This window comes from Neotabrizicola sp. VNH66 (assembly GCF_049445895.1).
GTDB lineage: Bacteria > Pseudomonadota > Alphaproteobacteria > Rhodobacterales > Rhodobacteraceae > Pseudogemmobacter.
Window position 1 is genome coordinate 1 of sequence record NZ_JBMSDW010000024.1, and the last position, 24845, is coordinate 24845.

The 24845-nt window shown below is 66.0% G+C and carries 28 protein-coding genes and 1 tRNA gene; 4 read left to right on the forward strand and 25 right to left on the reverse strand.

Annotated features, from left to right (window positions below; genetic code table 11):
* The first annotated feature begins 50 nt into the window (after positions 1-50).
* A tRNA-Met gene (locus ACO2Q5_RS21525) sits at positions 51-127 on the forward strand.
* A 133-nt stretch (positions 128-260) separates the two neighbouring features.
* On the opposite strand, the gene ACO2Q5_RS21530 is transcribed toward ACO2Q5_RS21525, so the two are convergent.
* Positions 261-1358 carry a Fic family protein gene (locus tag ACO2Q5_RS21530; protein ID WP_423294902.1) on the reverse strand — a complete coding sequence of 366 codons (1098 nt, stop codon included), beginning with the start codon at positions 1356-1358 and terminating at the stop codon, positions 261-263.
* 132 nt (positions 1359-1490) lie between these two features.
* On the reverse strand, positions 1491-1877 hold the full coding sequence (locus tag ACO2Q5_RS21535) for an XRE family transcriptional regulator (RefSeq protein ID WP_423294904.1): 387 nt from the start codon (positions 1875-1877) through the stop codon (positions 1491-1493).
* A 126-nt stretch (positions 1878-2003) separates the two neighbouring features.
* Between ACO2Q5_RS21535 and ACO2Q5_RS21540 the strand changes: the two genes are divergently transcribed.
* The 3 genes from ACO2Q5_RS21540 to ACO2Q5_RS21550 are packed head-to-tail and all read left to right on the forward strand — an operon-like array spanning position 2004 to position 5400.
* Positions 2004-3581, forward strand: a complete 1578-nt coding sequence (locus ACO2Q5_RS21540; protein WP_423294906.1) for a recombinase family protein — start codon at positions 2004-2006, stop codon at positions 3579-3581.
* A complete protein-coding gene (locus ACO2Q5_RS21545) occupies positions 3575-4468 on the forward strand; it encodes a ParB/RepB/Spo0J family partition protein (protein ID WP_423294908.1) in 894 nt (297 codons plus the stop codon). Before ACO2Q5_RS21540 ends, ACO2Q5_RS21545 begins: the two co-directional genes overlap by 7 nt.
* Positions 4465-5400, forward strand: a complete 936-nt coding sequence (locus tag ACO2Q5_RS21550; protein ID WP_423294910.1) for a plasmid partitioning protein RepB C-terminal domain-containing protein — start codon at positions 4465-4467, stop codon at positions 5398-5400. The genes ACO2Q5_RS21545 and ACO2Q5_RS21550 overlap by 4 nt, the downstream gene beginning before the upstream one ends.
* Positions 5401-5714: 314 nt before the next feature.
* Here the strand turns inward: ACO2Q5_RS21550 and ACO2Q5_RS21555 are convergent, their stop codons facing one another.
* The 23 genes from ACO2Q5_RS21555 to ACO2Q5_RS21665 form a co-directional block, all read right to left on the reverse strand.
* Positions 5715-5843, reverse strand: a complete 129-nt coding sequence (locus ACO2Q5_RS21555; RefSeq protein ID WP_423294912.1) for a hypothetical protein — start codon at positions 5841-5843, stop codon at positions 5715-5717.
* A gap of 25 nt (positions 5844-5868) precedes the next feature.
* A complete protein-coding gene (locus ACO2Q5_RS21560) occupies positions 5869-6114 on the reverse strand; it encodes a hypothetical protein (RefSeq protein ID WP_423294914.1) in 246 nt (81 codons plus the stop codon).
* Positions 6111-6785: a YcbK family protein gene (locus ACO2Q5_RS21565; RefSeq protein WP_423294916.1), complete on the reverse strand. Its 675-nt coding sequence runs from the start codon at positions 6783-6785 to the stop codon at positions 6111-6113. The genes ACO2Q5_RS21560 and ACO2Q5_RS21565 overlap by 4 nt, the downstream gene beginning before the upstream one ends.
* A 77-nt stretch (positions 6786-6862) precedes the next feature.
* Positions 6863-7171 (reverse strand): hypothetical protein, encoded by a 309-nt coding sequence (locus ACO2Q5_RS21570; protein ID WP_423294918.1) that lies wholly within the window; start codon positions 7169-7171, stop codon positions 6863-6865.
* Between the two features lie 34 nt (positions 7172-7205).
* On the reverse strand, positions 7206-7667 hold the full coding sequence (locus ACO2Q5_RS21575) for a hypothetical protein (RefSeq protein WP_423294920.1): 462 nt from the start codon (positions 7665-7667) through the stop codon (positions 7206-7208).
* Between the two features lie 3 nt (positions 7668-7670).
* Positions 7671-8540, reverse strand: a complete 870-nt coding sequence (locus ACO2Q5_RS21580) for a hypothetical protein (RefSeq protein WP_423294923.1) — start codon at positions 8538-8540, stop codon at positions 7671-7673.
* Positions 8540-11080 (reverse strand): phage tail protein, encoded by a 2541-nt coding sequence (locus ACO2Q5_RS21585; protein ID WP_423294925.1) that lies wholly within the window; start codon positions 11078-11080, stop codon positions 8540-8542. Before ACO2Q5_RS21585 ends, ACO2Q5_RS21580 begins: the two co-directional genes overlap by 1 nt.
* A 68-nt stretch (positions 11081-11148) precedes the next feature.
* On the reverse strand, positions 11149-11610 hold the full coding sequence (locus tag ACO2Q5_RS21590) for a DUF6950 family protein (protein WP_423294927.1): 462 nt from the start codon (positions 11608-11610) through the stop codon (positions 11149-11151).
* A complete protein-coding gene (locus tag ACO2Q5_RS21595) occupies positions 11607-12167 on the reverse strand; it encodes a hypothetical protein (protein ID WP_423294929.1) in 561 nt (186 codons plus the stop codon). Before ACO2Q5_RS21595 ends, ACO2Q5_RS21590 begins: the two co-directional genes overlap by 4 nt.
* Positions 12164-12766: a hypothetical protein gene (locus tag ACO2Q5_RS21600; protein ID WP_423294931.1), complete on the reverse strand. Its 603-nt coding sequence runs from the start codon at positions 12764-12766 to the stop codon at positions 12164-12166. Before ACO2Q5_RS21600 ends, ACO2Q5_RS21595 begins: the two co-directional genes overlap by 4 nt.
* Positions 12767-12781: 15 nt before the next feature.
* Positions 12782-15259 (reverse strand): phage tail tape measure C-terminal domain-containing protein, encoded by a 2478-nt coding sequence (locus ACO2Q5_RS21605; RefSeq protein WP_423294932.1) that lies wholly within the window; start codon positions 15257-15259, stop codon positions 12782-12784.
* Positions 15252-15485, reverse strand: a complete 234-nt coding sequence (locus ACO2Q5_RS21610) for a DUF7697 family protein (protein WP_423294992.1) — start codon at positions 15483-15485, stop codon at positions 15252-15254. Before ACO2Q5_RS21610 ends, ACO2Q5_RS21605 begins: the two co-directional genes overlap by 8 nt.
* Positions 15482-15919: a hypothetical protein gene (locus ACO2Q5_RS21615; RefSeq protein ID WP_423294934.1), complete on the reverse strand. Its 438-nt coding sequence runs from the start codon at positions 15917-15919 to the stop codon at positions 15482-15484. The genes ACO2Q5_RS21610 and ACO2Q5_RS21615 overlap by 4 nt, the downstream gene beginning before the upstream one ends.
* Before the next feature lie 2 nt (positions 15920-15921).
* The gene (locus ACO2Q5_RS21620) at positions 15922-16860 is read right to left on the reverse strand and encodes a phage tail tube protein (protein ID WP_423294935.1); all 939 of its coding nucleotides are present in this window, start codon (positions 16858-16860) and stop codon (positions 15922-15924) included.
* A gap of 24 nt (positions 16861-16884) precedes the next feature.
* The gene (locus ACO2Q5_RS21625) at positions 16885-17307 is read right to left on the reverse strand and encodes an acyl-CoA transferase (RefSeq protein WP_423294936.1); all 423 of its coding nucleotides are present in this window, start codon (positions 17305-17307) and stop codon (positions 16885-16887) included.
* Between the two features lie 37 nt (positions 17308-17344).
* Entirely contained in the window at positions 17345-18199 is an 855-nt protein-coding gene (locus ACO2Q5_RS21630; protein WP_423294937.1) for a viperin family antiviral radical SAM protein, read from the reverse strand.
* Between the two features lie 16 nt (positions 18200-18215).
* Positions 18216-19448 carry a hypothetical protein gene (locus ACO2Q5_RS21635; protein ID WP_423294938.1) on the reverse strand — a complete coding sequence of 411 codons (1233 nt, stop codon included), beginning with the start codon at positions 19446-19448 and terminating at the stop codon, positions 18216-18218.
* Between the two features lie 151 nt (positions 19449-19599).
* Positions 19600-20232, reverse strand: a complete 633-nt coding sequence (locus ACO2Q5_RS21640; RefSeq protein WP_423294939.1) for a DUF6441 family protein — start codon at positions 20230-20232, stop codon at positions 19600-19602.
* A complete protein-coding gene (locus tag ACO2Q5_RS21645) occupies positions 20229-20543 on the reverse strand; it encodes a head-tail joining protein (protein WP_423294940.1) in 315 nt (104 codons plus the stop codon). The genes ACO2Q5_RS21640 and ACO2Q5_RS21645 overlap by 4 nt, the downstream gene beginning before the upstream one ends.
* 6 nt (positions 20544-20549) lie before the next feature.
* Entirely contained in the window at positions 20550-21572 is a 1023-nt protein-coding gene (locus ACO2Q5_RS21650) for a major capsid protein (protein ID WP_423294941.1), read from the reverse strand.
* Positions 21573-21599: 27 nt separating this feature from the next.
* Positions 21600-21980 (reverse strand): head decoration protein, encoded by a 381-nt coding sequence (locus ACO2Q5_RS21655; protein ID WP_423294943.1) that lies wholly within the window; start codon positions 21978-21980, stop codon positions 21600-21602.
* Between the two features lie 41 nt (positions 21981-22021).
* A complete protein-coding gene (locus ACO2Q5_RS21660) occupies positions 22022-23332 on the reverse strand; it encodes a S49 family peptidase (protein ID WP_423294994.1) in 1311 nt (436 codons plus the stop codon).
* Entirely contained in the window at positions 23332-24843 is a 1512-nt protein-coding gene (locus ACO2Q5_RS21665) for a phage portal protein (RefSeq protein WP_423294944.1), read from the reverse strand. The genes ACO2Q5_RS21660 and ACO2Q5_RS21665 overlap by 1 nt, the downstream gene beginning before the upstream one ends.
* Positions 24844-24845 lie beyond the last annotated feature (2 nt).

The window sequence follows — 24845 nt, forward strand, 5'->3', positions numbered from 1 at the left end:
CTTACGATACTCATATCATCCCGATCGCAATATAGCCCTCGGGAAACGGCCGCGGGGTGGAGCAGCCCGGTAGCTCGTCAGGCTCATAACCTGAAGGCCGCAGGTTCAAATCCTGCCCCCGCAACCATAATATCCAAACTTATCAAAGACTTAAAAGCCGAGCACAACGCTCGGCTTTTGTCATTCCAAATTCTTGTCAACACCTGGTCAACGTTTTACGAGGCCCCCTTCGACGGTGCGGATAATCGTCGTCTCGACCCTCACAGCACCAACTCATAGTGCGTGCTGCGGCCGCCGCCTTCGCCCTTCCGCAGCAGCCCGAGGTCCAGCAACGCTGCGATGTCGCGGTTCGCGGTGTCCTGTGAGCACTTGGCGATAATGGCCCACTTCGAAGAGGTCATCTTGCCCTCGAACCCATCAAGCAGGCGGTTCAGTACCTTGATCTGGCGTTCGTTCAGCGCCAGTGCCGCTGCGCGTTCCCAGAACTGTCCCTTGGCGACGACTGCCGCCAAGACGCTGTCGGCACCGTGAATCGCGCGGCCGAGGCAGTCGAGGAACCACAGGATCCACGACGTGACGTCCGTGCCACCCTTCTGGGTGCGCTCAAGCTGGTCGTAGTACGCGTTCCGCTCGGTCCTGATCTGCGCGGACATGCTGTAGAACCGCCGCGAGCTTCCCTCCGACCGGGCAAGCGCCAGGTCAGCGATGGCGCGGGCGATGCGGCCATTGCCGTCCTCGAAGGGGTGGATCGTCACAAACCAGAGGTGCGCAAGCGCCGCCTTGATCACAGGGTCGGTGGCCAGGGGCGCGTTGAACCATGTGAGGAAGGCTTCCATCTCCGCCGCGACTCGCGGTGCCGGAGGAGCAGAGTAGTGAACCTTCTCCCGGCCATAGGGCCCGGAAACAACCTGCATCGGGCCGGTGCTGTCATCCCGCCAGTCTCCGACGATGATCTTCGTCATGCCGCTGCGACCGGTGGGGAACAAGGCCGCATGCCATCCGAAAAGGCGCTCTGCAGTGAGCGGGGCCTGAAAGTTTCGCGTTGCGTCCAGCATCACCTCGACGATGCCTTCCACATTGCGATCGGTCGGGGGCAGGGCGCCGATGTCGATGCCAAGCCGTCGGGCGAGGGATGACCGCACCTGATTGGCATCCAGCTGCTCGCCCTCGATCTCGCTTGTCTTGACGACATCCTGCGTCAGAGTCTGCAGGACCGCCTCCTCGCACAGCTTGAAGCCCAGCGCCTCCATCCGGCCGATCAGTCGCCCCTGGTCGTGACGAACAGCTGCCAGGGGCGCAGCAATGCTGCCATCCTGCCACGTCAGCTTCGGCCAGTCTGGTTGCTCCCAGATATACACAACATTCTCCGCGCTAGATGCGGTGATTGTGAGCCGCATTCTCCGCAAGCGCAAGGAAAAACACCGCACAATATGCGGCGAATGTGGGAGCTAATCTCCGCATCTCCGATTTTCCCTGACCATAGGGTGCACTTAACACTGTGATGATCCCTCGGACACTGAGTCATTCTGTCCGAGGTTTTGTAACACAAGGAGCCGTTCCGGACAGCTTGGACATCTGAGCGGCTGCTTCTCCGACAGTCGCCCTGCCATGGTGAGGGTGGTGATCAGCACTGCGTCTGAATGCTGCGCGAGCCGGATCAGATGCTCTCCGCTCGGCCCGCGGTCGCCAGACAGCCAATACTTGGCCGTCCGCTCACTCGCTCCGGTCCAGCGCATCACCGTCTTGATGGCCTGATGCGTCGGTCCCAGTTCGCGGCGCAGGGCATCGGCAATGGCCTTGCGATAGGCGGTCTGATCGGCGTCCAGGTGCACAGTTGTGCCCATTTTCGGCACAGATGTGCCCATCTTGATCCGCATCGCGGCGTCCTCCTCCGTTAAACCTGTGGAGAAGACAACACAGCGGCAGATTCCATTTTGCGCCCCAGCCAATACCCCGGGTCCGACCAGACGGAGACGCCTGCATGAACTGATCGGGAGACGGGAATGGCATGCAGAGAGCTGCCCTCAAGAAAAGAACCGGCGAACTCCCCGCCAAAGCGCCGTGCGGCTGAATATGTCCGCATGTCAACAGATCATCAGAAATACTCGACCGAAAACCAATCGGACGCGATCCGGAAATACGCAGAGGAACGCGGCTTTGAATTGGTCCGCTCCTATGCCGATGCCGGAAAGAGCGGGCTGAGGATCGAGGGTCGCGAGGCGCTGCAACAGCTGATCCAGGATGTGCAGGACGGCACCGCGGATTTCGAGGTGATCCTGGTCTATGACGTCAGCCGATGGGGGCGGTTTCAGGATGCCGATGAATCCGCCTATTACGAATACATCTGCCGTCGCGCCAACAAGCAGGTCGAGTATTGCGCCGAGCAATTCGAAAATGATGGCGGTCCTGTCGCCACGATCGTCAAGAGCGTCAAGCGCGCGATGGCGGGGGAATACAGCCGGGAACTTTCCAACAAGGTCTTCATCGGACAGTGCCGCCTGATCGAACGCGGCTTCCGTCAGGGCGGCGCGGCGGGATTTGGCCTTCGCCGGGTCCTGCTTGACGAACGCGGCGAGGTGAAGGCCGAGCTGAAGCGTGGCGAGCACAAGAGCTTGCAGACAGACCGGGTGATCCTGGTGCCCGGGCCTGAGACCGAAGTAAGAACCGTCCGCTGGATATACAGCCGGTTCCTCAAGCACGGCCGTTCGGAAAGCGAAATCGCCGCAGAACTGAACGAGCGCGGGATACTAACCGATCTCGACCGGGCCTGGACCCGTGCCACCGTCCATCAGATCCTGACCAACGAGAAATACATCGGCAACAACGTCTACAACCGGCGCTCCTTCAAGCTGAAGCAGAAGCGGGTCGCGAATGGCCCGGAGATGTGGATCCGGTCGGAAGGGGCGTTCGATGCCATCGTCGAGCCGAAACAATTTCAGAAGGTGCAGGCGATCATCGCCGCCCGCAACCGACGGTTTTCGGACGAGGAGATGCTGGATCGGCTGACCCGGCTGCTACAGCGCCATGGCTATATTTCTGGCCTCGTGATCGACGAGGCAGACGGCATGCCATCCAGCGGCGCCTATGCCCATCGCTTCGGCAGCCTGATCCGGGCTTACTCCCTCGTCGGCTTCACACCGGACCGGGACTACCACTACATCGAAGTGAACCGATTGCTGCGGCTGTTCCACGGGGAGGAGGTGGAGCGTGTGATCCGCGAGATCACCCGACTCGGCGGCACCGTGACGCGCAATCCGGCGACCGACCTGCTGACGATCAATGGCGAAGTCACCGCCTCCGTCGCTGTCGCTCGCTGCCGCGAAACCTCCACCGGGGGCCTGCGCTGGAAAATCCGTTTCGACACCGGCCTCGTGCCCGACATCACCATCGCCATCCGGATGGACCGAACGAACACCGCCGCGCTCGACTATTACCTGCTGCCCCAATTCGAGATGCGAACAAAACCCCTGGGGCTTGCCGAGGAGAATGGCCTGATGCTGGACGCTTTCCGATTTGAAACGCTGGATTTTTTCTTCGACATGGCCCGCCGAGTTCCGGTTGCCGAGGTGACACCATGGTGAGCGAAGTCGAGATGCGGGACGAAGTGCAGATCATCCCGATTTCCGCCATCACGGTGGAGAACCCGCGCGAACGCTCGGAAAAGACCTTCCGCGCGCTTGTCGACAGTATCGCCAAGGTCGGGCTGAAAAAGCCGATCACCGTCGCCCGGGTTGATGGTGAGGCAGGGGAAGCCTGGCGCCTTGTCTGCGGTCAGGGGAGGATGGAGGCCTATGCTGCCCTTGGCGAAACCCACATCCCGGCCATCGTTGTAGACGCAAGCGAGCCCGAGCGCCTTCTGCGCAGCGTGATCGAGAACATCGCCCGCCGCCAGCAGCGGCCGCTCGAGCTGTTGCAGGACATCGCCATCCTGCGCGACCGGGGCTACTCGGATCATCAGATCGCCGACAAGACGGGGCTTTCCCTCGCCTATGTCCATGAAATCGGTGAGTTGATCGCCAACGGTGAAGAACGCCTGCTGATCGCGGTCGAGACCGGGCAGATGCCGCTCAGCGTCGCGCTCTACATCACGCGGGCCGAGGAGAAGGACGTGCAGAAGGCGCTCGAGGCTGCTTATGCCTCCGGTGAACTGCGCGGAAAGAAACTGCTGGAAGCGCGGCGGCTGGTTGAGTTGCGCCAGCGCCACGGCAAGCAGCGAGGTGGTGCGCGCAACAAACAGCCACGAGCGCGAATGACATCTGCCGCGCTGGTCAAAGCCTATCGCGCCGAGGCCGAGCGACAGCAGGACATGGTCCGCAGGGCGCAGTCGACGCGAAGCAGCCTTCTGTTTCTCGATGCGGCATTTCAGTCTCTGCTGAAGGACGAGAACTTTCTGACGCTGCTCCGTGCCGAGAGCCTCGACAGCCTGCCGCGCATCATCATCGACGGGTTGCGGGAGCCAAGAGCATGACACAGACAGGAAAAATGCCTCCGCCGAAGAGACCGGGATTCGAGGCGAACCTGCTCACCATCCCGATCAATGCGATCCTGCCGGTCAAGCAGTTGCCAGTCACCGTGACCAAGAGTCAGAAATATGGGCAGATCGCCGCGTCGATCCGCGAGGTCGGGCTGATCGAACCGCCCGTGGTCGCCCGCGCGGCTGGGCAGGACGGATCCTTCATCCTTCTGGATGGCCATGTTCGGCTGCATGTTCTGAAGGAAATGGGCGAGACGACCGTCACCTGTCTGGTGGCGACCGACGACGAATCCTTCACCTACAACAAGCGCATCAGCCGCCTCGCCACGATCCAGGAGCATAAGATGATCCTGCGCGCGGTCGAGCGCGGCGTATCGGAGGCCCGCATCGCGGCAGCCTTGAATGTGAACATCGCGTTGATCCGACAGAAGCGGACCCTGCTGAACGGCATCTGTCCGGAGGCGGCCGAACTTCTGAAGGCCCGGCACTGCCCGATTAACAGCTTCCGGTCCCTGCGGAAGATGAAGCCCTTGCGGCAGATTCAGGCGGCGGAACTGATGATCGCGGCGAACAACTACACGGTACCCTATGTCGAGGCGATCCTCGCAGCATCTGACGCCACAGACCTGGTTGACCCGGCTGCAAAGAAGCCACCTGCAGGCGTAACGCGCGAACAAGCCGAGCGAATGAAGGCCGAGATGGCCAACCTGCAGAAGAACATAAAGCTGATCGAAGGCACCCTTGGACCCGATCACCTCCGGCTGGTGGTGGCCGGTCGCTATGTCGAGCGGCTTTTGCAGAATGACCGTCTCGCCCGCTACCTCGACAAGAACCACGGTGAAATCCTCGGCGAGTTTCGACAGATCGTGGCGGGCCTCGTGCAGCCTGCGTCCACGACGGAAGCGAGGAGGATCGAGACCGAGTAGTTCGGCAACTGTCCTTCTTTCGACGATGGGGACCCGGACCCGAAAGCGCGGGGACCGCAGGAGACGCCGGACAGAGGGCCGGATCAAGTGCGGCGGCGGGGATGGCGGCGAACCCGCTCGGAGCCCGCCAGGCTGGTTTGAGTTTTCGCCAGCCCAATGGTCGGTGTCCGGCCATTGAAACAAGCGGGCGCATTCGCCGCCGAAGGTGAATGCGCCCGCTTATCTTGGCGAAGCCCTCAAACTTCTCGTTCCACCGGAACCCGAATCCTCTGAGGCAGACGGACTTGCATTCGCTCAGCTGCCTGGAACTGCTTTCACCGGCACGCGCGCGCCTGATCGCGCATCACGGCGTAGTCGCTGAGCATCCGGACGACGACGGCCCCTTCCGACAGGGCTTCCACCTCGTTGGCGGCGCGGGCCAGATCGGCGGCCGTGTAGTCCACTACCGGCGGGCAGGGCGCGCGGGTGTCAAAACCTGCCGTCGCGCAGCCGGTCAGCCAGAGCACCGCGATCAGCAGGGCGGCGGGCGGCGGCGTCGAGCATCTGGCGGTGGACGGCATCGTTTCTCTCTCTGGCATCAAGCCGTTCGGCGGCGCGCCCAGCGCGTTCGCCTGCGCGGCGAAGATTCAGGAGGAACAGCAGGATCGCTGCTGCGGCGAGGCTCAGGTCCAGCGCCTTGCGCGCCGAGCCATGCGTCAGGAGCCGTCCGATCATCGCTGGCCCCGCTTCCAGTCGTCGAGCCGCGCGTGGATCGTGACGGCGATACCGATCAGCGCGATGGCGATCAGCACCCAGCGGAGCGTGTCGAGGTAGGGCAGCAGCGGTTGGATGGTGGACTGGGTCTCTGCAAGAACGTCCTGCAAAACGTCCACCCCGGCCGCGCCAAAGGTTGCGGCGCCCGCCGCACCCCCGCCTTTCAACGTACGACTTTCAGTCAGAACCTCCCGCGCGGGCGGCAGTTCCGGTGCGAAGGGAACGGGCCGCACCGGGAAGGGCTCGCCCCAGGACCGGCCCGGCCCGAGGTCGATGTGCATGAACCCCGAGCGCGGGTAGTAGCCAAACCCGAGGAACCCGACCGCCCGCGCTGCTGCCTCGAAGGCCACCGGATCGTGGTTCGCCATGGCGATGTCGAAGGCGGTCGCCTGCATGTGCTTCGAGGCCGGGGCCCCGCCGACGGCACGGTTGTGTTCCGGGCTGCGATAGGCCGAGCGGATGATCAGCGGCTTGCCCAGCCGGTCGCGCAGGGCCTGCAGCTTGTCCATGGCCTCGGTGTTGATCTTGATCGCGCCGGTGCCCCGGCAGGCGATTTCAGCGGGGGAGAAGCTGGGCCAACGCCAGGCATTCGCAGGCACGTCGCGCCAGTGGGGGTAGGTCAGGGTCGGCATGGTTTATCCTCCAGATGAACAAAACCCGCGTTTGGGGCGGGTGGGTGGTCGTTCAGGGTTGTCAGGCAGGCAGACAGTCAGTCGCCTCTTCCGCGCTGGAAGGCATCGAAGAGCATGTCGCGCATGGCGCGGATGTCGGTCTCGATGCGGTCGAGGCGGTCGGCATCGGCCTTGCGGTCCTCGGCGCGCTGATGCTCGACGCGATCCCGCTCCTGGGCCAGTTCGCGGTCGAGCCGATCGAGGAGGGCCTCGTTGGTGAAGGCCTTGCGGGTGACGGCGGCGGCCAGCGCCAGGGAGCCGCCGATCAAGGCGGTGAGGGCGGCAGTCAGGCCATGGTCACGGAAGGCTTGCGCCACGCCTTCGAGAAGGCCGGGTCTGTCAGTCATGTCGGGATTCCTTGAAGGGGGAGAGATGGGCAGGTCAGACCGCGGCGAAGCCGGTCCAGATCGCATCGATCTGCGCAACGGTCATCCCGGCGGCTGCGGCGATCATCGCTGTCATCGGATCAAGCCGGTAGGCCATCTGGAAGGCCGCGAAGGTGACACGTGCGTCGGTCTGCTCGGGCTCCGGCAGGGCCGCGAACACGGGCTCCAGCGCGACCGGGACCGTGCCGGTTGCGGCGGCGGCCACGGCCTCGGTGGCGGTGATCAGCCCCAACCGGTGCAGCGCGATGAAGACCTGGCGGCGGGTCAGCGGCGGGATCGCGGCCCGGGGATCCTCGGGCTCCGGATCTGGTTGTTGCTCGGGCACGAAGGGCACGATATCCGGCCGGGCTGAGGCGGAGGCCCAGAGGGCATGGCCCGGTTCGACGATGACGACGTGGCCGGTCTCGTCGGTGAGGGCGAGGATGGTGCGGGCGGCATCGCGCCATTGGGCTTGCATGGTTCAGATCCCGATCAAGGAGCGCTGATCCGCGAGGTAGCGGACGTTGCGGATGAGAGACTCGCTGGTGAAGTCCGTGCCATCGCTGGACCGCCGCCCGGTTGCCCCGAGTCGGAGACAGAGTGTCTGCCCGGCGCTGAGGGTCACATCGAGGCTGCGGGACGTCCAGGTGGTGACACTGGTCGTCCATTCCTGCAGCACCACACCATCGCGGACGACGGCCGCGCGCTGCGTGTTGCTGTCACCTCCGCGCGCCTGATCGAACGCCACGCGGAGCGCGCAGTCGCGCGTGGCAGTCAGGCCCGTTTCCCCGAAGAGCGTCTGATATACCGTTCCGTTGCCGGACTTTGAGAGCGAGATCGCGTCGCTGCCGCCGCCCGAACAGTGCTTGAGAAGGACTGTGTCTGCCGCAGCGGTCGGCGCCATCTGCCCGGCCAGAAGGCTCGCCGGGGCCGAGACCAACGTCGCGATGGCCTGTGCCACCCGCAGGGGTGTCATCAGCGTGGCATTGTCGGTCCCCGCCTGCGCATGGGCGAGGCTCGCGAGGTTCAGGGTAGCCCCGTTGCCAAGCCCGAGGGCGGTGCGCTGCGCCGCCACCGTTGCAGCGGCGATCAGCGCGCGGCCGACTTCGGAACTGCCCGCGAGTTCAAACCCGCCCGGGGCCAGCGTGCCGAGGATGATCCATCCAGTATTCAGGGCATTTCTGACCTTCAGGAGCGGGCTGGCCCCGGAGGCATCGACCCAGAGCTGCCCCGCCGTGGTGGTCGTGGGCGGCGTCGCCCCGAAGGCGCAGGATTGGAGCGCCGCCAAGATGAGGTTCAGCTCGGCGCGGAACTGCGCCCCGGACTGGTTGGCAAGATTGTAATCGACCATCAGGATACCTCTTCCGCATGGATGCGGAGCCTCAGGAGGAGGACGTTGTAATCGGGGCTTGCAGAGATCAGCCGGGCGCGCAGTTCGACCGCACGCACCTCGTCTTCGGAACTGTCCAGTCGCGACCAGTCCGACCAGACGGGCGTGCCAGCCGGATCATCATCGGTGCTGCGGGCCTCGACGATGACGTCGATTTCCGCGCCGTCGGTGTCATCGACATCGAGCCAGCTGTCGATCAGCGCGGTCCGGTCATCGATCAGCCCGCCGAGGTTCAACGCAGCCACGTCGATCTCCGAGCGCAACCGCACGCGCCGAAGCGCGCCGAAGTCCATCCCGGCCGGGAAGGTGAAGCGGCCTTCGCTGCCGATATCGACAAGCCTCAAGGCCCCACCCTCGACCGCGACATTGACCCCGTCGCCAATCCAGCCCGGATCGGTCGTGAGGCTCATCACCGGCGCGAAGGGCAGAACCTGCGCGCCCTTGGTGACGACGCTGGCGACAGGCCCGAGATTGCCGGAGTTGTCGCGCGCCCGGACGAGGTAAGTGCCGGGCTTCAGAGGAACCAGGGCCACGGCGTCGGATCCTGCCACCTCGTCCATGCTGGTCGAGGTGGCCCAGGTCGCGGTCAGGGCCGCGGAATGCCGGATGACGATACGCCCGCCGATCCGCACATCGAGGTCGGCCGAGGGGAGCCACTTCAGGATGGCAAGGCCGCCCGCGGTCTGGATCGTCAGACTCTCGAGCGCGGCAGGGGGCGCGGTCAGCCCGAGGATCTCGATCTCGGCGCTGACGTAGGGCGACGAGACCCCGATCACCGAGAGGGATTTCACGGCGACTTCCCAGCGGCCGGGTTTGACATCGCGGATTTCCCAGGCGGTCTGGTCGGTGCGGCCGAGCGTGATCCAGTCCTCGCCGGTCGGGTTGCCCGCGACGTCCAGAACCCGCCGCGCCCGGACCTGATACTCCCGCACGAAGTCGGAGGGCGCCTCGACCCAAGCGGCCCGGATCAGAGTCCGCACGCCGGTCCCGCCCCGGGTCTCATACATCTCTTCCGTCAGATGCGGCGTGCCGGGCGCGGGCACATCGGCCGATCCCGGCAGGGTCGTACGCGGGGCCGCGGCATAGATCGCCTCTTCCGAGGCCGACCAGTCATAGACGAGGGGCGAGGTCTCGCGCAGGACCAGTTCCGGCAGGAGAAGCGCCCCATCGCCCGCGGCGGTCAGATCAAGACTGACCCCCTGCACTTCGAAGGGTTTGGCCGCAAAGCCCCAGCGGGCATAGGAGAGCATCACCGTCTCGCCCACGCCTGCCCGCCAGGCGGCAAACTTGCCGGTGAGCTTCACGGTCATCTGGCGCCGGGCGCGCTCAAGTTCGATCTTGGCCAGCCGCTGCGCCATGGCGGCGGAGATCGTGAAGGGCAAGGGCAGATCGCGCCATTTCCGCTCGCCGCCGTCCTCGGCCAGATAGACGTCACTGGCGTAAGCCGGGAAGTCGTCCGGTTGCCAGTCGTTCTCCGGGCTTACGAACTGGCCGCGCACGCCGTTGAAGTTCGCCGACTGGCTGATGCGGGTCGCAAGCACCAGCCCGCCCGCGCGCACGTCGTCGGCCGTCAGCGTGACCTCGGGCAGACGCCAGGCCCCGGCATGGATGCGCCAGCTGCCACCCTGCACCGCGACCCGACCCGCCATGGCAGACAACAGCCCCTCGATGATGGTCTTCGGGCTTTCCGCCAGCGACACCACCCCGTCGCAGCTGTAGCGCCGCTCCGTTCCGCCAGAGGCCAGGGGGACCATCTCGTCGCAGATGTTCGCGGCCTCGATCAGGCTCTCGACCTCGATCCCGTCCGCAGCTCCGATCCCGGCCCCGATGCCGAAGGCCGGGTGGGCGAGATAATCGGCAAGGCAGAGGGCAGGGTTCTCGGAATAGACCTGAAGGCCGGTGCGGGGATCGAGGATGTCGTCCTTGCCCTCGATGTCGACGGTGATGTTCGGAATGCCGCCCGGAAAGGCGTCGGCATCATAGGTGAGCCGCAGATAGAGCGCGGCGCAGCCCGCAAGCCGATGCACCGCAGTCCATTTGGTCGGCACATTGGCCATCAGGCTCGCGAAGGCCGTCTGATCCTCGGCCCCGAGGCGCTTCTCGACCGTGATCTTGCCCGCCCAGCGGCCCTGCACGATGCCGCCTGCGCTGACGGCCATTTCGCCATCGAACCAGATCGCCCCGATTGATTTGACCCGGTGCGCAGCCAGAACGATGACCAGATGCAGATACTGGTCCTTCGGCCCCGAGGCATGCAGAAAGGTGATGACGCCACCTTTCCGGGCCCTTCCATAGACCATGTCGCGCGGCACCACCGGTTCGCGCACCGTGACCGTGCGGGCCTGCAGGGCCACCTTGGGCTTCGGCATCAGCGCCTGCGAGGCGTAGGACAAGAGAAGCGTGCCGCCCAGCCGCACCAGCGCCGCGCCGATGCCGCCCGCGGCCAGCACGCCGGAGATCGCCCCGGCGATGGCCGTGACGGCAGAGACGATGAAGGGCATCGCGGATGAGCTTTCGGTCGGAAGAGAGGTCGGGCGGTTTCGTCAGGTGGGCATGCCAGGCGGTTGAGTCAGACGCGCCAGGCCAACGCACAGGCGGAGATCGGCACCAGGACAAGGCCGGAGGGTGCGATCCCCGCGGCCCGGGCGCCGAGGCAAATGCCGAAGCCGAGGCCAGTATCGGCGAGAACCAGATCGCCCCGCTGGGCGAGATGGACCGAGGCCAGCGGTTCGCCAAGAAGATCGCGACCGGCTGCCTCGAGCGAGGTCCAGCCAAGCCGCCGCATCACCCTGACCGCCCCGCGCGCCGTCGTGTAGCGTCCGCGCCAGAGTGCGGCGACGTCGTGCCCGCCCGCAATCGCGCGGCGCAGGTCGAAGGCGAAGGTCGCGCAATCATGGCGGCCCCAGCGGAAGGCGCGCGCGCGGGCGGCCTCGATCGCGTCGACGAGGATGCGTTCCCATCCGAGGCGGCGGTTGGTCCGTGCCACGAGGACTGTCGCGACAACCGCCGCGTTCTCTCCGGCCTCCCTCATCCGCGCCCCCAGGTCACTTCCCGGTCCTGGATGGCCGAGATATATTCAAACCCGAGATCGCCAGGATGGAGCGCCTGCTGGCTTTCGTGGGTGTAGCGCCAGCTGCGGGGCGTATTGAGATCGATCAGGCGGGACTCGTAGCTGATGGTGATCCGGCAGGCCTCCGCATCATCGGTGATTTCCGGCACATCGAGGCGCCCCGCAAAGGCCAGCACCGGATCGGCGATGATCGCACCCTCGGGCGTCAGCAGCCCGAGCCAGACCCGCCCGGGCAGACCTTGTCGGGCTTCCGCGATGGCCATCTGCACGAGACTGGGCGGAATGCCGGAGAGCGAGACCGAGGTGCCGCCTGCCACCACTTCGGAGGTTTCCTCGATCGACCCAAGACCCAGGAGCGCGCCTGCCCCAGACCAGCTTTCCCCGGCCCAGCCGATCTCGCCGAGGCCTGACCAGAGCCGCACCGGTCCCGAGGTGAACTGGCCTTCGAAGAAGATCACGGGCCGCAGATCGCGCTCGGCCAGGGCCGCGGCGAAGTCGGGGGTCAGATCGCGGCTCATAGCGCCTCCCGGGCGGCAAGGGTGAAGAGGAAGCTCTCGGCCCGGCCGATCCGGGTCGGGACCGGCGCGGTCAGGCGCAGAACGACTGCCGGTGCGGCAATCTCGAGGGGCGTGCCATCGGCAGGCGCGGACCGGAGCCGTGGCACAAAGGCAAGCGTGGCCTCGCCCGCCTCGTCGGTGACCACATCCGCCGTCAACTGATGCAGCCGGGTCCGGGCCCCGGAGCCCAGAGAGAAGAAGTCCCCTGCTAAGAGCGGCGTCGAGAACGGTGGCCATCCGGCAGTGACGAGCTGGTTGCCGGTCTGGAACCCGCCAGCCACCTGCGGTGCGAGCAGGCTTCCCGGTTGCCGGATCGTCGGATCGCGGAAGATGAAGCGACCGCGCGGGCCCCCGAGGGCCGAAAGGAAGGCCGAGAGGCGGCGGCCATCGCGCCCCGTCGTCCGCGCCATCTCGATCCCGTAATCCCACCATTCCCCGCCCCAGTCCTGCACCTCCTCGTTCCCGGTGAAGGGCGAGGCCACGACGGCAGTGGCCGTGACCAGACGGCGTTCCAGCGATTGCACCAGCATCAGCGGCAGTTCGAGGATCGCGTCAGGCATGAGGATCGGCTTTCGTCAAAGGGCATGTCCGCGCCGCCGCCCATCGGCGACACTGGCCTTCGCAAGGCGCGCGATCTCCGGGATCGCCGCGCGCAGCTTCGCGTCGATCTGTTCGGCCACGCCCGCCTGCGCGCCGCGGGCATCGATGCTGATCGTGACGCCAGCTGCACCGCCCCCGCCCCGGCCCATGCCAGCCGCGACCTCGGCGCGCGACAGGACCCGCTCGCCCCGCTGCAGGATCGCGGGCACTTCGTCGGGGCGAAGACCGGCCCAGCCGCCGGAATGCATCCGGGGTGCGCCCGCAAAGGCCAGCGCGGGCACCAAGCGGCCGGGACCGGGGGCGCCGACCATGCCGCCTGCGTGCTTTACGGGGGCGAAGATCGAGCCGAGGCCGCCCGAGAGCCAGTTGGCCAGCGGACCCAGGACCGAGTTCTTGAAGGCGAGCGTCGCGAGATCGGCGAGAATCGACGAGATCAGCGACTTGAAGTCGAACTTGCCGGTGGTGACGAAGGTGCGGAAGGCATTCTCGGCCGAGGTGAAGGCGGAGGTCAGGGTCTCGCCGAGGCCCTTGCCCCAATCCATCGCGCCTTTGGCGTAGTCCGCGAGAGATTTGGTGACGGCTTGCCAGCCGGTTGCCGCCTCTTCCGCCGCCTTCTTTGCCGCAGCACCCGCGCCCCCGGCGGCTTGCCCTGCGCCCGCGAACCCGTCCGCCAGCGCATCTGCCGCCGATGTGGCACCGTCGAGCGCGGCCTCGCCTTCGGCCCCGGCACCGCTCACCGCATCCTTCAATGCTTGCCAGGCGGCGAGCGGCCGACCTGCGGCATCGGCCAGCATCCCGGCTGCCTCGCGGTAGCCCTCCGCCCGGGCGCGGGCGTCCTCGGCCATCGCGCCAAGGCCGAGATCGGGCGGTTCAAGATAGCTCCGCGACAATGCCGTGGCAAAGGCATCCGCCGCTGCCGCGCCTGCAGCGGTTGCAGCACCCTCGAACGGATTGCCGATGCGCCCCAGTTCCACCGGCTCGAGCGTGCCGATCCGCACACCGCCATCGCCGGTGGCCCAATCGGGCAGCAGGGCCAGCGCGGCGTTCAGCGTCTCGATGAAGCTGTTGATGCGGGTGACGACGCCGTTCAGCATCGCCTCGACGCCCGAGATCAGCCCGTTCGCGGCCTGGAAGGCGAAGTCGCCGATGGCCCCGGGCAGGCTGCCCCAGATCGCCACGGCCGCGTCATAGGCCCCCTGGAAGATCGCCGCCGTCCGGTCGCCGAAGCTGACCACGCCCGCGACGGTGCCTTCCAGCGCCGACAGTCCCGCGGCCTTTAGCCCCTCCCATCCGGCCGCCATGCGGGCCAGCGCCGCGTCCAGCGACAGGCCGATACGCGACCAGACCTCGCGGGCCAGATCGCCGAGGAGCCGAAAGGCCTCGCCCAGCCCGCCGACGCGCGCCACCAGCTGCGAGACCTGGTAGATCAGCTCGCCCACGCCGACGATCAAGGCGCCAATGCCGGTGCGGATCAGGGCGCCGCGCAGGAACACCAGCGCCGTCGCCAGCCCCCGTACCGACAGGGCCGCGGCGGCAAGGCCCAGAACCCAGCGCCCCGCCATGACGGCAGCGAAGGTCGCGGCATAGGTGGCGAGACGGCCGAGATTGCCGACCAGCGCGTCGATCGCGGTACGCAGGATCCCGCCATCGGAAGCCAGAGCCACGAAGGCCGTGGCCAGTGCCTCGATGGTCGGGGCGACAGCCACGGCGATGCGGTTGCGCAGGCCATCGAACACCAGCGAAACGGTGCCCAGTGCAGCTTGCGTGCGCCGCAGCGCCTCGATCGCATCTCCGTCTAGCACCGCGCCAAGGTCGGCAGCCTGGTCCCCAAGCCGCGCCATCTCGGCCCCACCATTTCGCAGGAGCGGCAGGAGGCGCGTGGCATCCGAGGCCATCGCCTCGAGATAGAAGGTCATCTCCTGCTGGCTGAGGCCCGCCCGTTCCAGCGTGTCGACGTAAAGCTGCAACGCCTCCGGCCCCGAGAGACGCGCGAACTGGTCGGCGGTGACGCCAACGCGCGCAGCGACATTCTCGAAGAAGTCGGCCATCGGCCCACCGCCGGTCTGCAAGAAATCTCCGACCCGGTCGTTCACGTCCTTCAGGATGTCGGCCAGTTTCTCCTGCTCGATCCCCACCGTCTGCGCCCCGGCCGACCAGCGCTGCAGGGCTTGCGGAGCGGCGTTGGCGACCTGCGCGAACTGCCGGATCTGGGCGGCGCTTTCGGCGGTAGAGCGGACGATCAGCCCGAGCGAGGCTGTCGCCGCCGCGGCTGCGGCCCCGAGGGCAAGACCGGCACGGCGCGCGAAAGCAGCCAGCCGGGTGTTCGCCAGTTCCATCTCACGCGACAGGCGGCCAAAGCCGCGCGCCCCGGCCTCGCCCACCCCTTCCAGTTCGGCACGCACGCGTCTTCCGCCCTCCGCCACGAGGCGGACGGAGACCTTCTTTTCAGCCATTCCGGCGTCCTTCCATCTGCTCGTTCAGTTTGCGCACCATCACCGCCTCGATCTCGGGCAGCAGTTCGGCGGCGATCAGCGCGTTGACGCCCAGCGCCTGCGCCAGTGAAAGCGCAGCGCCCATGTCCCATCCGATGACGGCACCCGGCGCGATGCGCAGCTGGCCGCCGAGGCGCTGGGTCAGATCCCAGACCTGCCAGCCTTCGACCGTCTGCGGCCGGTTCAGTCTTGCGGGGCATTCCGGGCAGGGGCCTGCGCAGGCCGCGCAGTAGCCGTCACCCCCGCCGAAAGACCAGTCGGCGAGGGCGCGGAGACGTTTTTTTCCTGATCCAGCATCAGGCCGCGGGCGACGTATTGCGCCTGGAAGGCTTCGAAGACCGGCCAGATTTCCAGAAGGGCGTCGATCCCGGCCGGGCTGACCGGCACGAGGTTGCCCGCTTCGTCACCGACCCCTTCCCATTCCAGCACCGCCCGGCGGGCGACCGCCTTGGCCATGGCCAGCGCCATGTCCTCCTGGCTGGAGGTTTCCGAGAGGTCTTCGATGGCGGGGTCGGCGCGCGCCGAGACCATCAGCGCGGTGGTTAGCGGGGCCACCAGGACGCGCAGACCGGGAAGCAGGTCCAGCCATTCAGGCCGGTTCGACAGGTTCAGGCGGATCATGGTCAGTATCCCGTTACAGTGTTGACGAGGACGGCGGTGCACATGCGGGCGGGGCTGCTAGCCTTGGCCGCCTGCCATTCGAAGGTGGCCTGGATGCCTTGGGGGCCGGGGATCTCGATCCGCGGGACCGGCAGGTGGACGGCGTGCGCTGTGAAGGTGAAGCTGGCGTTCGCCCCGAGGCTGTAGGCGAACTCGAGTTCGCAGGGCGTGCCGTCGATGGCTTGGGTCACCAGTGCAGAGTCGGCGAAGCGCACCTCGATCCGCCCCGTCAGCGCGGCCATTCCCGGATCGGCGCCCTCTATCTTGCCGTCGTTGCGGATGGTCTCGATCCGGTCGAGGCCGTTGGCATAGGTGATCTCGGCTGAGACGACATTGCCCAGCGCCGTGCTGTTGCGCTTCACCACGCCGTTGAAATGGCCGAAGCGCTGCAAGCCCAGCGCAGTCGGCGTGCCCGCGGCCGTGGTGGCCGCGATGGCCTCGCCCTGCGCGATCAGCCGGGCGGTCGCGGTCAGAAGCCCCGACCGGTTCATCTGCCAGCTGAGCTGGTCCATGACGCAGCCCGCATACATCGCGAACCGCGGCACCTCGGGCATCGCGACCTCGATGGCCATGGAGGGCAGGGTCCAGTTCCCCGACTGGAAGGTGTGGGTCTTGGGCGTGGTCCCCGTCGTGGTGGGGGCGCCGAAGGCGGCTTTCAGCCAGAAGCCGAAGTTCTCGACGTCGATCGGCACGACGACATCGCCGTCGGCGGTGACCGCGTCCTTGATCGGTGCCAGCGGGTCGCGCCCCTGGCCCAGAAGCTCCGAGGCGATCAGCGGCTGTTCTGATCCGAGCGTGGTGCTTGCGAATGGCATCAGCCGATAGCCGCTGGCGGGTGGGGTGCCGTAGATGGTTTCAAACGCAAGCGCCATCTGCGCCCGCGCGCCGTGTGCGCGTGCCATGGGGGTCTCCTTGGATGTGGGGTGTCAGGCCAGAGGGCCGGTCGTGGTGTAATGCAGGACGACGGTGATCACCGCCGCCTTCAGGGCCGCAGCGCCTTCGACGGGCAGATCGACTGAGGCCGGGGCCTCGGGCTCGACCCAGTCGCAGAGGCCGCCGAGCGTCCGGTCGGCCTCCAGCGCCGTGCCGATGGCGGCGACCAGGTCGTCGAAGGCGCTGGCCCGGCCGGTGCCCGCCTGAACGATGACCTCCAGCTCGGCCCGGTGCTGGTAGTGATAGCGCAGCGGTGACAGCGTCACCTCTGGCTCGCCCGGCTGGCCATCGCGTAGGATGATCAGCCCGGCCGCGGGGATCCGCTCGGGAAGCACCTCGTCACGCAGGGTGAGGGCGGCAAGCGGTTGCAGCCGCGCGTGCAGCGTGGCGAGGACGGTTTCGCGGGTTGTGGGCATGGCTCAAAGCCTTCCAAACTTCGCCTGAAATACTTGTTCAGTAACGGCTGAAGTAGGTTTCGGCATCGAATTCGACGCTTTGGAGGGCCGTCGCGGCCCCCACGTCTAGAATGGGCGCACTGCGGAGATACCCGGAGCCCTCCCTTTGGTAAAAGCGGCCATCGGGGTCAAGCATGATGTAGGACCGATGCATGTCGACGTTGTCCTCTGGCACGATCTTTCCCGGCACATCTCGATGACGGTTCAGGAAATCAGAGAATTCCTCGTCCGATATCCCTCGGCCCGTAGCGCCATGAATAGGTATTACCCGCAGCGCCTTCCATCGATCCGGCCGCAATTCGCAAAGCAGAGGCGCGAGGTCATCGCCGACGTTCTCACGGCACACAACGGTGTTTATCTTGAGCAAGGTGTTGGGGGAAACTTGCCGGAATGCCCTGAATATATCAGCCATCCGCTCGTAACTGACCTGCGCTCCTCGGTTGTTTCGCCTGCCGATCCTTCGATTCTGTTCATCATCGAAGCTGTCGACACTGAACCCGGCGACCGAGATCATCGGCCCGAATTCCATGATGAAGTCATCCTTTAACAGAGAGCCGTTGCTGATGAAGGAAGGTCGAAGGCCGAGATCGTAAGCGAGTGCAATGGCAGCGCCGAGTTCCTCCTCGAGAAACGGTTCGCCGCCTGCAAAATTGATGCGGACGCTTTCGGCGATGGCGGAGCCACTTTGGAAGTCGACCCTGCAACCATTCAGGGTGCAAAGTTCACGCAAGATTTCCGTGTAGCGACGAGAGAAGATCGACCTTTGGCCGTACTTTGCGTAGCAGAAGTAGCAGTCGTAGTTGCATGCTTCGAGAATGTGCCAGTTTATCGTCAGTCCAGGGATTCGAAGCATCTGCCACCGTTCATCATCAAAAATTCACTGAAACATCAATATCATTGGCCATCAGTCTTCCATCCGCAATAAGGAACCTGAACAGTCGGCCCGACTTAACGGCAGCATAGTCATGATACTCGGCAAAGCGGTCATTGCTCAGGATGAAAGCGCTATTGTCCTGGTCGGCAAGCTTCAGCAGGTATTCGTCGGCCGCCGACTTGGTTGGAGCCACATGCGTGTTGACCGATGTACCAAGCGCGCGCTCAATCCCTTGAGCGTCGGTCTTGAGCATCGCACGGATCGAAGCGTCGAAGACCACCGTGGTCTTGAAACGACCGCCTAGTCCTCGAACCAGAGCGGAGATCGCTCGGAGCCCGATGAACGATTGACCTTCATAGCATGCGTTGTTTCCGTCGATCAAAAGGTGGCCAATGGTTCTCTCCAGCTTCTCGAGCTCTTCCCGGATGCGACGCTCGAGTTTGGGAATATTGTTGTCAAGGCTCCGTATTTTTCCCCTGCGGTCACTGATGACCTCCTTGGGCTTCCCTTTTCCGAACGCTTCCTCGCACGCATTGTGAATCATTTTGCGCTCGTAGCTGTTTGCCGCTGATGACAGTTCTTGCTCGAAGCGGTTCGCTCGCGCGATGTCAGCATTCAGCGTGGCGAGTTCCGACTTCAAGCGATCAAGTTCTTGGGTATGCGGGCGAATCTTGGTCTCGATCCGCAAAAGTTCTGCGTTGTCCGCCGCGTGAGCGGCCCTGAGCCGTTCAATCTCCGGTCCAAGAGACGATAGCCGTGTCTCGGAACTGTTCAGGTCGAAGTTTGCGTGATCCGAAATGCGCTTTCTTGCAGCATTGATGTCCGAACGGACTTTGTCGAGCGACACTTGATCCTTGGACAGCTGCTGCTTGGCCGAAAACAGGTCCGAAGCAAGACGCGAAGCCTCGGAACGGAGAAGCTTTTGATCTGCAGAGAAGTACTTCCAAACCACCAGCGGGCTAACCTTGGCGGCATTTGCGCTGTGAAAGCGGCGGTCCAGGTTTGTTTTGTTGATCTCTTGATCGGCGATCTTCCTGGAAAGGTCTCTTGCGGAGCTCTCTAGGCTGTCGATCTTGCCCTTTTCAATCTCTGGCCGGAAGGCCTTGTAGTCAGCTATCGCGCGCTGAAGCTCATCACGGCCTCTCTCTAGCGCCTTGACCTGATCGGCGAGCCTCTCCAGCCGAGAACGACGCCGTCGAAGCGGCTCGAGAATATCAATCGAGGTCATTCCTGAAACCCGCCTATGCTCGTGGTCCTATGTCATTGATTATCTGCGCTAGGCAGTCTTCGCTAACAAGGGGGGACGGGCAAGAGTCTGGTCGACGGCCAGCACTTTCGGCGGGAGGCTGTTGGCAAAGAGCAGGGGTCTCCAAGCTCTTTCAACTCGAGAGCGGTGCGGCCCACCCCGCCACGATCCGCCCCGGCACGCCGTCGATGGCCCTCTCGGCATCCCGCGCCAGGTCGAGCCGCTTGCGCAGCTTGACCTGCGGCACCAGCAGGAAGATCGGCACGGTGGTCAGCCCACGGCCGGTCTTCGCGCGCGACGCCACAGCCCGGCCTTTCGAATTCAGCCGCCCCTCGGCCACCAGCAGGCTAGGCCCCCTGCGCCGGTAGACAAACCGCAGGCGCAGCCCCGTGCGGCGTTCCCATTCGCCTGGGGTGATCCGGCCCCCGCGCGTGGATTTGCCCGCCGCCGGGGTCGGGATGGCCAGCCAGAACCCGTCGCGCGACCGGATCAGTGGCCCCGCGTCATGCGCACCGACGATGACCGGCGCGTTCGACCAGACCAGCGCAGCCGCGTTCAGGCTTTCGCCGCCCTTGGGATAGGTCGCGAGGCGGATCGAGTTGCCGAGCCGGGTGCCGAGGCCCGCGCCGGTGATCCGGCCGCGCCAGACGGATTTGAGGCCCACGCCTGCCTCGCGCATGGCGGTGGTCACGGCCATTTCACCGGCAGCGATTTCCGCCCGCATCAGGGCGGCGAGGTCGGAGCTGATTTCCAGCTTGAGCCTCATGCTGGCCTCAGATCAAGGGTCCAGATCAGCCGTTCGCGGTCGCGCAGCGGTTCACCCTGGATCAGATGGCTGTCGGCGCCGATGACGATCAGGTCGCCAGGGCGCGGGACGGGCAGGTCGGCCACGCGTACATCCACCATCGTCGTGTCGCTGACGAAGCGACCCGCACCGAAGTCGGTGACGCGGTCGGGGGCGCGGCGGATGATGCGGATCGGGCGTTCCTCGGATGTGGTGGCTGAGATCCAGAGGGCCGGGGCCGCCATGGCAGTATGCATGAAGATGCGGTCCATGGCGGCGGCGAGGACGGACATGACAGATCAGTTCGAGCTGTGGATCCGGACGGCCAGCCTAGGCCGCTTGTTCACCGGCAAGATCGAGGCCTCGGTCATGACGTCGATCCAGCGCCCCTTTTCGTCGAGGTGCTGACGGGCATAGAGCGGCAGGCCGATGGTGTTGGCGGTTTCCAGCAGGTTCGCCGGGCCGCCATAGGTGGTGAAGGTGTCCATCGTGCCCAAGGGGAAAGCGATCCCTTCGTTCGCCGGGACCAGCCGTTCGGTGGCCTTGGTCGAGAGGGTGACCGTGCCCGAATACTCCTCGAACAGGATGCCGCCGAAGGGGAAGTTGCGGCGGACATCCTCGCGCAGCGGCTGGGCGCCGGTCGAGGCGTAGAACTTGTAGGCCTCTTCCGTCTTCGGATGCGCGATCAGCTTGTCGAAGAACTCGCGGCTGACGAGCGCATGGACCGAGGTCATTGCCTCGCCGAGGAGGTTGTCCTCGATGGCGCGCAGCACCTCGCGCACCTTGCCCTGCACGTTGGTGCCCGCGGTGCCGAGGACGAAGTCGACCGAGATCTGCGCCAGGCCGAATTCGGTGAAGTAGTTGTAGAGCGTCGTGCCCGCCCCGTCCTTCACGATGCCGCGGAGCGCGTTCATTTCCATGTATTCGCGGGTCTGGGCATGCTTGCGGCGCATCAGAAGCAGCTTGCGGTTCATCACCTCGACCAGCGGATCGGCCGCGTCGAAGGCGCCCAGCGCGGGGGCGCCTTGGATGTCGGCAGGCAAGACCACGTCGTCATGCGGGATCCACGGCAGGGCGAAGCTGCGCATGGACCGGCCCTCGCGGGTGCCGACGGTGGCGGGGCCGCCGAGGGGGACCGAAGGCAGCAGGCTCAGGACCCCCTCGTACTGTTCGATGATGACCGAGCGCTGGCTGACCCCTTCGAAGCGGAAGAGGCCGATCTGGGCGAGGCGTGTGTAGAGGTTGGGCAGGATGTTGATGGCCTGCGTCATCTCGGCCAGCGAATAGCCGCCAGCGTCGAAGGGATTGCGGACGAGGGTCATGGGGATGCTCCTGGGGAATGAGGGGGATCAGACGCCGTCGCGGGCGATGATGCCTGCGGCGGCCAACTGGCCGATCTTGGTGGTGATCTTCGCCGCGTCATCGACGGTGGCGTCGTAGGCGAGGCCCGCGCGCGAGACGATGGTGGGGCCGCGGGCAACAACGATGCCCACCGCGTCCGCCAGCGTGGCATCGACGGCATAGAGCAGGACGGCCGAGGCGGTCTGCGCGCCATCGGTGCCGCCGCTGGTCGCGAGCTTGTACTTGCCGCTGGCCGTGATGCGGCCGAGGACGGCGCCCACGGGATAGGCTGACCCCGCGAGCAGCGTCACCACCTCGCGGGTGTAGTTCGCGTTGACCTCATATTTGAGGACATCGCCCATGCTGGGCGGTTCCGTCAGGACGGGCATGGTTCAGTCTCCAGGATGTTGGGGGATGGGATGCGCCGGGATCAGCGCGAGGCGGCGGCCGACTTTTTCGCGGCCGCGACGACGGGGCTTTCCTTGGTGCCAGCCGCAGGAACGGTGGCGATGATGCCCGCGGCGTCACTGCGGGCGGCAAGATCGGCAAGGACCTTGGCGCGCAGGGCTTCGGGCTTCACGCCCTTGGCGACCGCATCGGCAGCATCGATCTGGATGCCCAGGCGCGCGGCCTGCGCGCAGACCTGTGCGACCTCGGCCGCCTCGGCCCGGATCGCTTCGGGCGACATCGCGGCCGCCGTGGCTTGCGGCGGCGCGCTTGCCGCGGGCGGGGCCGGTTCCGGCGCAGGACTGGTGGCAGGCGCGGTCGTAGGCTGCGCATGATCTTCGGGGGCGGTGGTCATCATCGGGCCCTTTCCTCTGGGAGTGGTTGTGCCGCGGGGTGCGGCGGCGAAAGCGCGGAAGGCAGTGACGGGATCGGCCACCTCGTCGGCGAGACCGGCGAAGACCGCCGCCTCGCCGCGGAAGACGGCGGCCGCGGTGCCCAGCGCGCGTAGGGTGTCGAGGCGACGGCCGCGCCCTTCGGCGACGGTTTCGGCGAAGAGCTGGCGTAGGTCTTCCAACTCGCCCGCGATCCGGGCGCGGACGGCCTCGGGCAGGGGCTGATAGGGATTGGCATCGACTTTGCGGGCACCCGCATGGATTAGCGTGACGGCGATGCCCTTCTGGTCCAGCGCCCCGCTCATGTCGCTGTGCATGGCCACGACGCCGATGCTGCCGACGGCCCCGGTGCGGGGCAGTATGACCCGGTCGGCTTGGGAAGCGAGGGCGTAGGCGGCCGAGAGGGCGTGGTCGGCGACGAATGCTTGGACCGGCTTCTGCGCCCTTGCCGCGCGGATGCGATCCGCGAGGTCAAAGGCTCCCGCCACTTCGCCGCCGAAGCTGTCGATGTCGAGGGCGATGCCGCGGATCGCCGGATCGGCGACGGCCGCCTGCAGCTGCGCCGCGATCCCCTCGTAGGAGGTCAGACCGGAGGATTGCCCGATCCAGGCGCCGCGATGCACCAGCGTGCCTGCGATTTCGATGACCGCGATCCCATCGACGATTGCGAAGGGCTGGCCGCCGTTTCGCGCCTGGCGGTTGGTCAGGCCGTCGCCAAAGAGCGAAGCGCGGGCGGGCAGGGTGGCGGCATCCCGATCTTCAGCCGCGATTTCCAGCCCCTCGACACTGATCTCCCGCCCGGTGATCCGGGGCCCCAGCCCAGTCAGAAAGGCCAGCGCCTTGGCCGGATCGACCATAAGAGGCGTGTTGAAGACGCGCTGGGCGATCTGGGTGTGGTGCATCATCCCTCCTCCGCGGGCTGGGGTTCCCGGTCCTCGCCGTCGTTGTCCGCGTCCTCTTCTTCATGCTGATCTCGTTGCTGGCCCTCGGCATCACCCGACCCAGCGCCGCCACCCACCGCCTGTGCCGGGGATCCCGGCCGCCGGAAGTCCAAGCCCAACTCCGCCTCGCGTTTCCGTTCTGCCGCGATTTCGCGGTCGACCTGTTCGGCGTCGTAGCCCCGTTCGGCGATGGCCTGCGTGCGGGATTTGAGGCCCGCCTCGATCTGCAGGATCTCGGCCGCGGTATCCTTGGCCGGGTCGATCCAGTCCCATTTCGTGGGGAGCCAGTCACATGCAAGGTATGCGCGCCGGTCGGTTGCGTAACCTGGCAGGTCGATGGCACCTGCCAGCACCGCTGTGTCCATCCAGCGCGTCCAGACCGCGCGGCAGAGCTGGTAGACCATGACCGAATGCTGGAAGGCCGAGATGCGGCGCCGGAAATCCACCAGCGCGATCCGGGTGTTTGAGAAGTTTCCCTTCGCCGTATCGCCAGTCAGATAGCCATAAGGCACGCCCAGCGCCGCGCCGATCTGCAACAGCGTGCGATACTGGAACGGTTCATATGTCGATCCGGAATCCGGTGTCGAAGGCGTGGTGACATCCTCGCCGGGATCCAGCCGCACCACCTGGCCGGGTTCGACCTCGAGATCGTCCTCGGCCGGATCGAGGGCGGTCTCCGGGGCGGGGGAGGTTATGAACATCGCGAACATCGCCGCGGTCTTTTTCCGCTCCAGTTCCGCATCGTCGTAAAGATCGAGGGTGAAGAGCTTCACCACGGCCGCGGCAAAGCGCGACACGCCGCGCAGCTGGCCTGCTTCGACCGGGTCGAGGATATGGATCACCTCGGACGCGGGCACGCGGACGGTTTCGCCGATGAGCCCCGGATCGGTCATGTCGCCCGGATGGCGGCGAAGGAAGTGATAGGCCACCCGCCGCCCGATCCCATCGAATTCGATGCCCTGCCGGATCGACCCCGCGCCGGGCAGCACGCGGGTCATGTCCTGGGGCAGCATTTCCGAGGGCAGCATCTGCAGCTGCAGCGGCACCGTCAGACCATCTTCGCCACGCCGCGTGCGGATGCGCAGGAAGACCTCGCCCGCGAGGAACACCTCCCGCGCCGCCCTGCGCTGGAGGCCGAAGAAGTCGGTCAGACCCTCGGCGTCGGCCTCGTCGGTCCAGGCGAGCCAGAGTTTCTGCAACTCCTCCTTCTTCGCGGCCTCGGCGATCTTCGACGAGGGCTTGATTCCGTCACCTACGACATGGTTCGCGAAGGCGTCGACGGCATTTGCCGCATAGCCGTTGTTGCGCACGAGCCAGCGTCCCCGGGCGGTGATCGTCTCGCCCGAGGCCGCAATCAGCGTGTTCACATGGGCGCGCGTGGCCCGGAACCCCCGCATGCGGCGGTGGGACTGTGCGGCATCGAACCCGCCAATGATGCTGCCGAGGCGTGCCCGGAAGGCGTCGAGCACCATGG

Bases quoted from the DNA above. Each gene is read 5' to 3' on its own strand.
- ACO2Q5_RS21535 (WP_423294904.1), bottom strand. From the start codon at position 1,877: ATGCGGATCAAGATGGGCACATCTGTGCCGAAAATGGGCACAACTGTG.
- ACO2Q5_RS21540 (WP_423294906.1), top strand. From the start codon at position 2,004: ATGGCATGCAGAGAGCTGCCCTCAAGAAAAGAACCGGCGAACTCCCCG.
- ACO2Q5_RS21545 (WP_423294908.1), top strand. From the start codon at position 3,575: ATGGTGAGCGAAGTCGAGATGCGGGACGAAGTGCAGATCATCCCGATT.
- ACO2Q5_RS21550 (WP_423294910.1), top strand. From the start codon at position 4,465: ATGACACAGACAGGAAAAATGCCTCCGCCGAAGAGACCGGGATTCGAG.
- ACO2Q5_RS21560 (WP_423294914.1), bottom strand. From the start codon at position 6,114: ATGATCGGACGGCTCCTGACGCATGGCTCGGCGCGCAAGGCGCTGGAC.
- ACO2Q5_RS21565 (WP_423294916.1), bottom strand. From the start codon at position 6,785: ATGCCGACCCTGACCTACCCCCACTGGCGCGACGTGCCTGCGAATGCC.
- ACO2Q5_RS21570 (WP_423294918.1), bottom strand. From the start codon at position 7,171: ATGACTGACAGACCCGGCCTTCTCGAAGGCGTGGCGCAAGCCTTCCGT.
- ACO2Q5_RS21575 (WP_423294920.1), bottom strand. From the start codon at position 7,667: ATGCAAGCCCAATGGCGCGATGCCGCCCGCACCATCCTCGCCCTCACC.
- ACO2Q5_RS21580 (WP_423294923.1), bottom strand. From the start codon at position 8,540: ATGGTCGATTACAATCTTGCCAACCAGTCCGGGGCGCAGTTCCGCGCC.
- ACO2Q5_RS21585 (WP_423294925.1), bottom strand. From the start codon at position 11,080: ATGCCCTTCATCGTCTCTGCCGTCACGGCCATCGCCGGGGCGATCTCC.
- ACO2Q5_RS21590 (WP_423294927.1), bottom strand. From the start codon at position 11,610: ATGAGGGAGGCCGGAGAGAACGCGGCGGTTGTCGCGACAGTCCTCGTG.
- ACO2Q5_RS21595 (WP_423294929.1), bottom strand. From the start codon at position 12,167: ATGAGCCGCGATCTGACCCCCGACTTCGCCGCGGCCCTGGCCGAGCGC.
- ACO2Q5_RS21600 (WP_423294931.1), bottom strand. From the start codon at position 12,766: ATGCCTGACGCGATCCTCGAACTGCCGCTGATGCTGGTGCAATCGCTG.
- ACO2Q5_RS21605 (WP_423294932.1), bottom strand. From the start codon at position 15,259: ATGGCTGAAAAGAAGGTCTCCGTCCGCCTCGTGGCGGAGGGCGGAAGA.
- ACO2Q5_RS21615 (WP_423294934.1), bottom strand. From the start codon at position 15,919: ATGATCCGCCTGAACCTGTCGAACCGGCCTGAATGGCTGGACCTGCTT.
- ACO2Q5_RS21620 (WP_423294935.1), bottom strand. From the start codon at position 16,860: ATGGCACGCGCACACGGCGCGCGGGCGCAGATGGCGCTTGCGTTTGAA.
- ACO2Q5_RS21625 (WP_423294936.1), bottom strand. From the start codon at position 17,307: ATGCCCACAACCCGCGAAACCGTCCTCGCCACGCTGCACGCGCGGCTG.
- ACO2Q5_RS21630 (WP_423294937.1), bottom strand. From the start codon at position 18,199: ATGCTTCGAATCCCTGGACTGACGATAAACTGGCACATTCTCGAAGCA.
- ACO2Q5_RS21635 (WP_423294938.1), bottom strand. From the start codon at position 19,448: ATGACCTCGATTGATATTCTCGAGCCGCTTCGACGGCGTCGTTCTCGG.
- ACO2Q5_RS21640 (WP_423294939.1), bottom strand. From the start codon at position 20,232: ATGAGGCTCAAGCTGGAAATCAGCTCCGACCTCGCCGCCCTGATGCGG.
- ACO2Q5_RS21645 (WP_423294940.1), bottom strand. From the start codon at position 20,543: ATGTCCGTCCTCGCCGCCGCCATGGACCGCATCTTCATGCATACTGCC.
- ACO2Q5_RS21650 (WP_423294941.1), bottom strand. From the start codon at position 21,572: ATGACCCTCGTCCGCAATCCCTTCGACGCTGGCGGCTATTCGCTGGCC.
- ACO2Q5_RS21655 (WP_423294943.1), bottom strand. From the start codon at position 21,980: ATGCCCGTCCTGACGGAACCGCCCAGCATGGGCGATGTCCTCAAATAT.
- ACO2Q5_RS21660 (WP_423294994.1), bottom strand. From the start codon at position 23,332: ATGCACCACACCCAGATCGCCCAGCGCGTCTTCAACACGCCTCTTATG.
- ACO2Q5_RS21665 (WP_423294944.1), bottom strand. From the start codon at position 24,843: ATGGTGCTCGACGCCTTCCGGGCACGCCTCGGCAGCATCATTGGCGGG.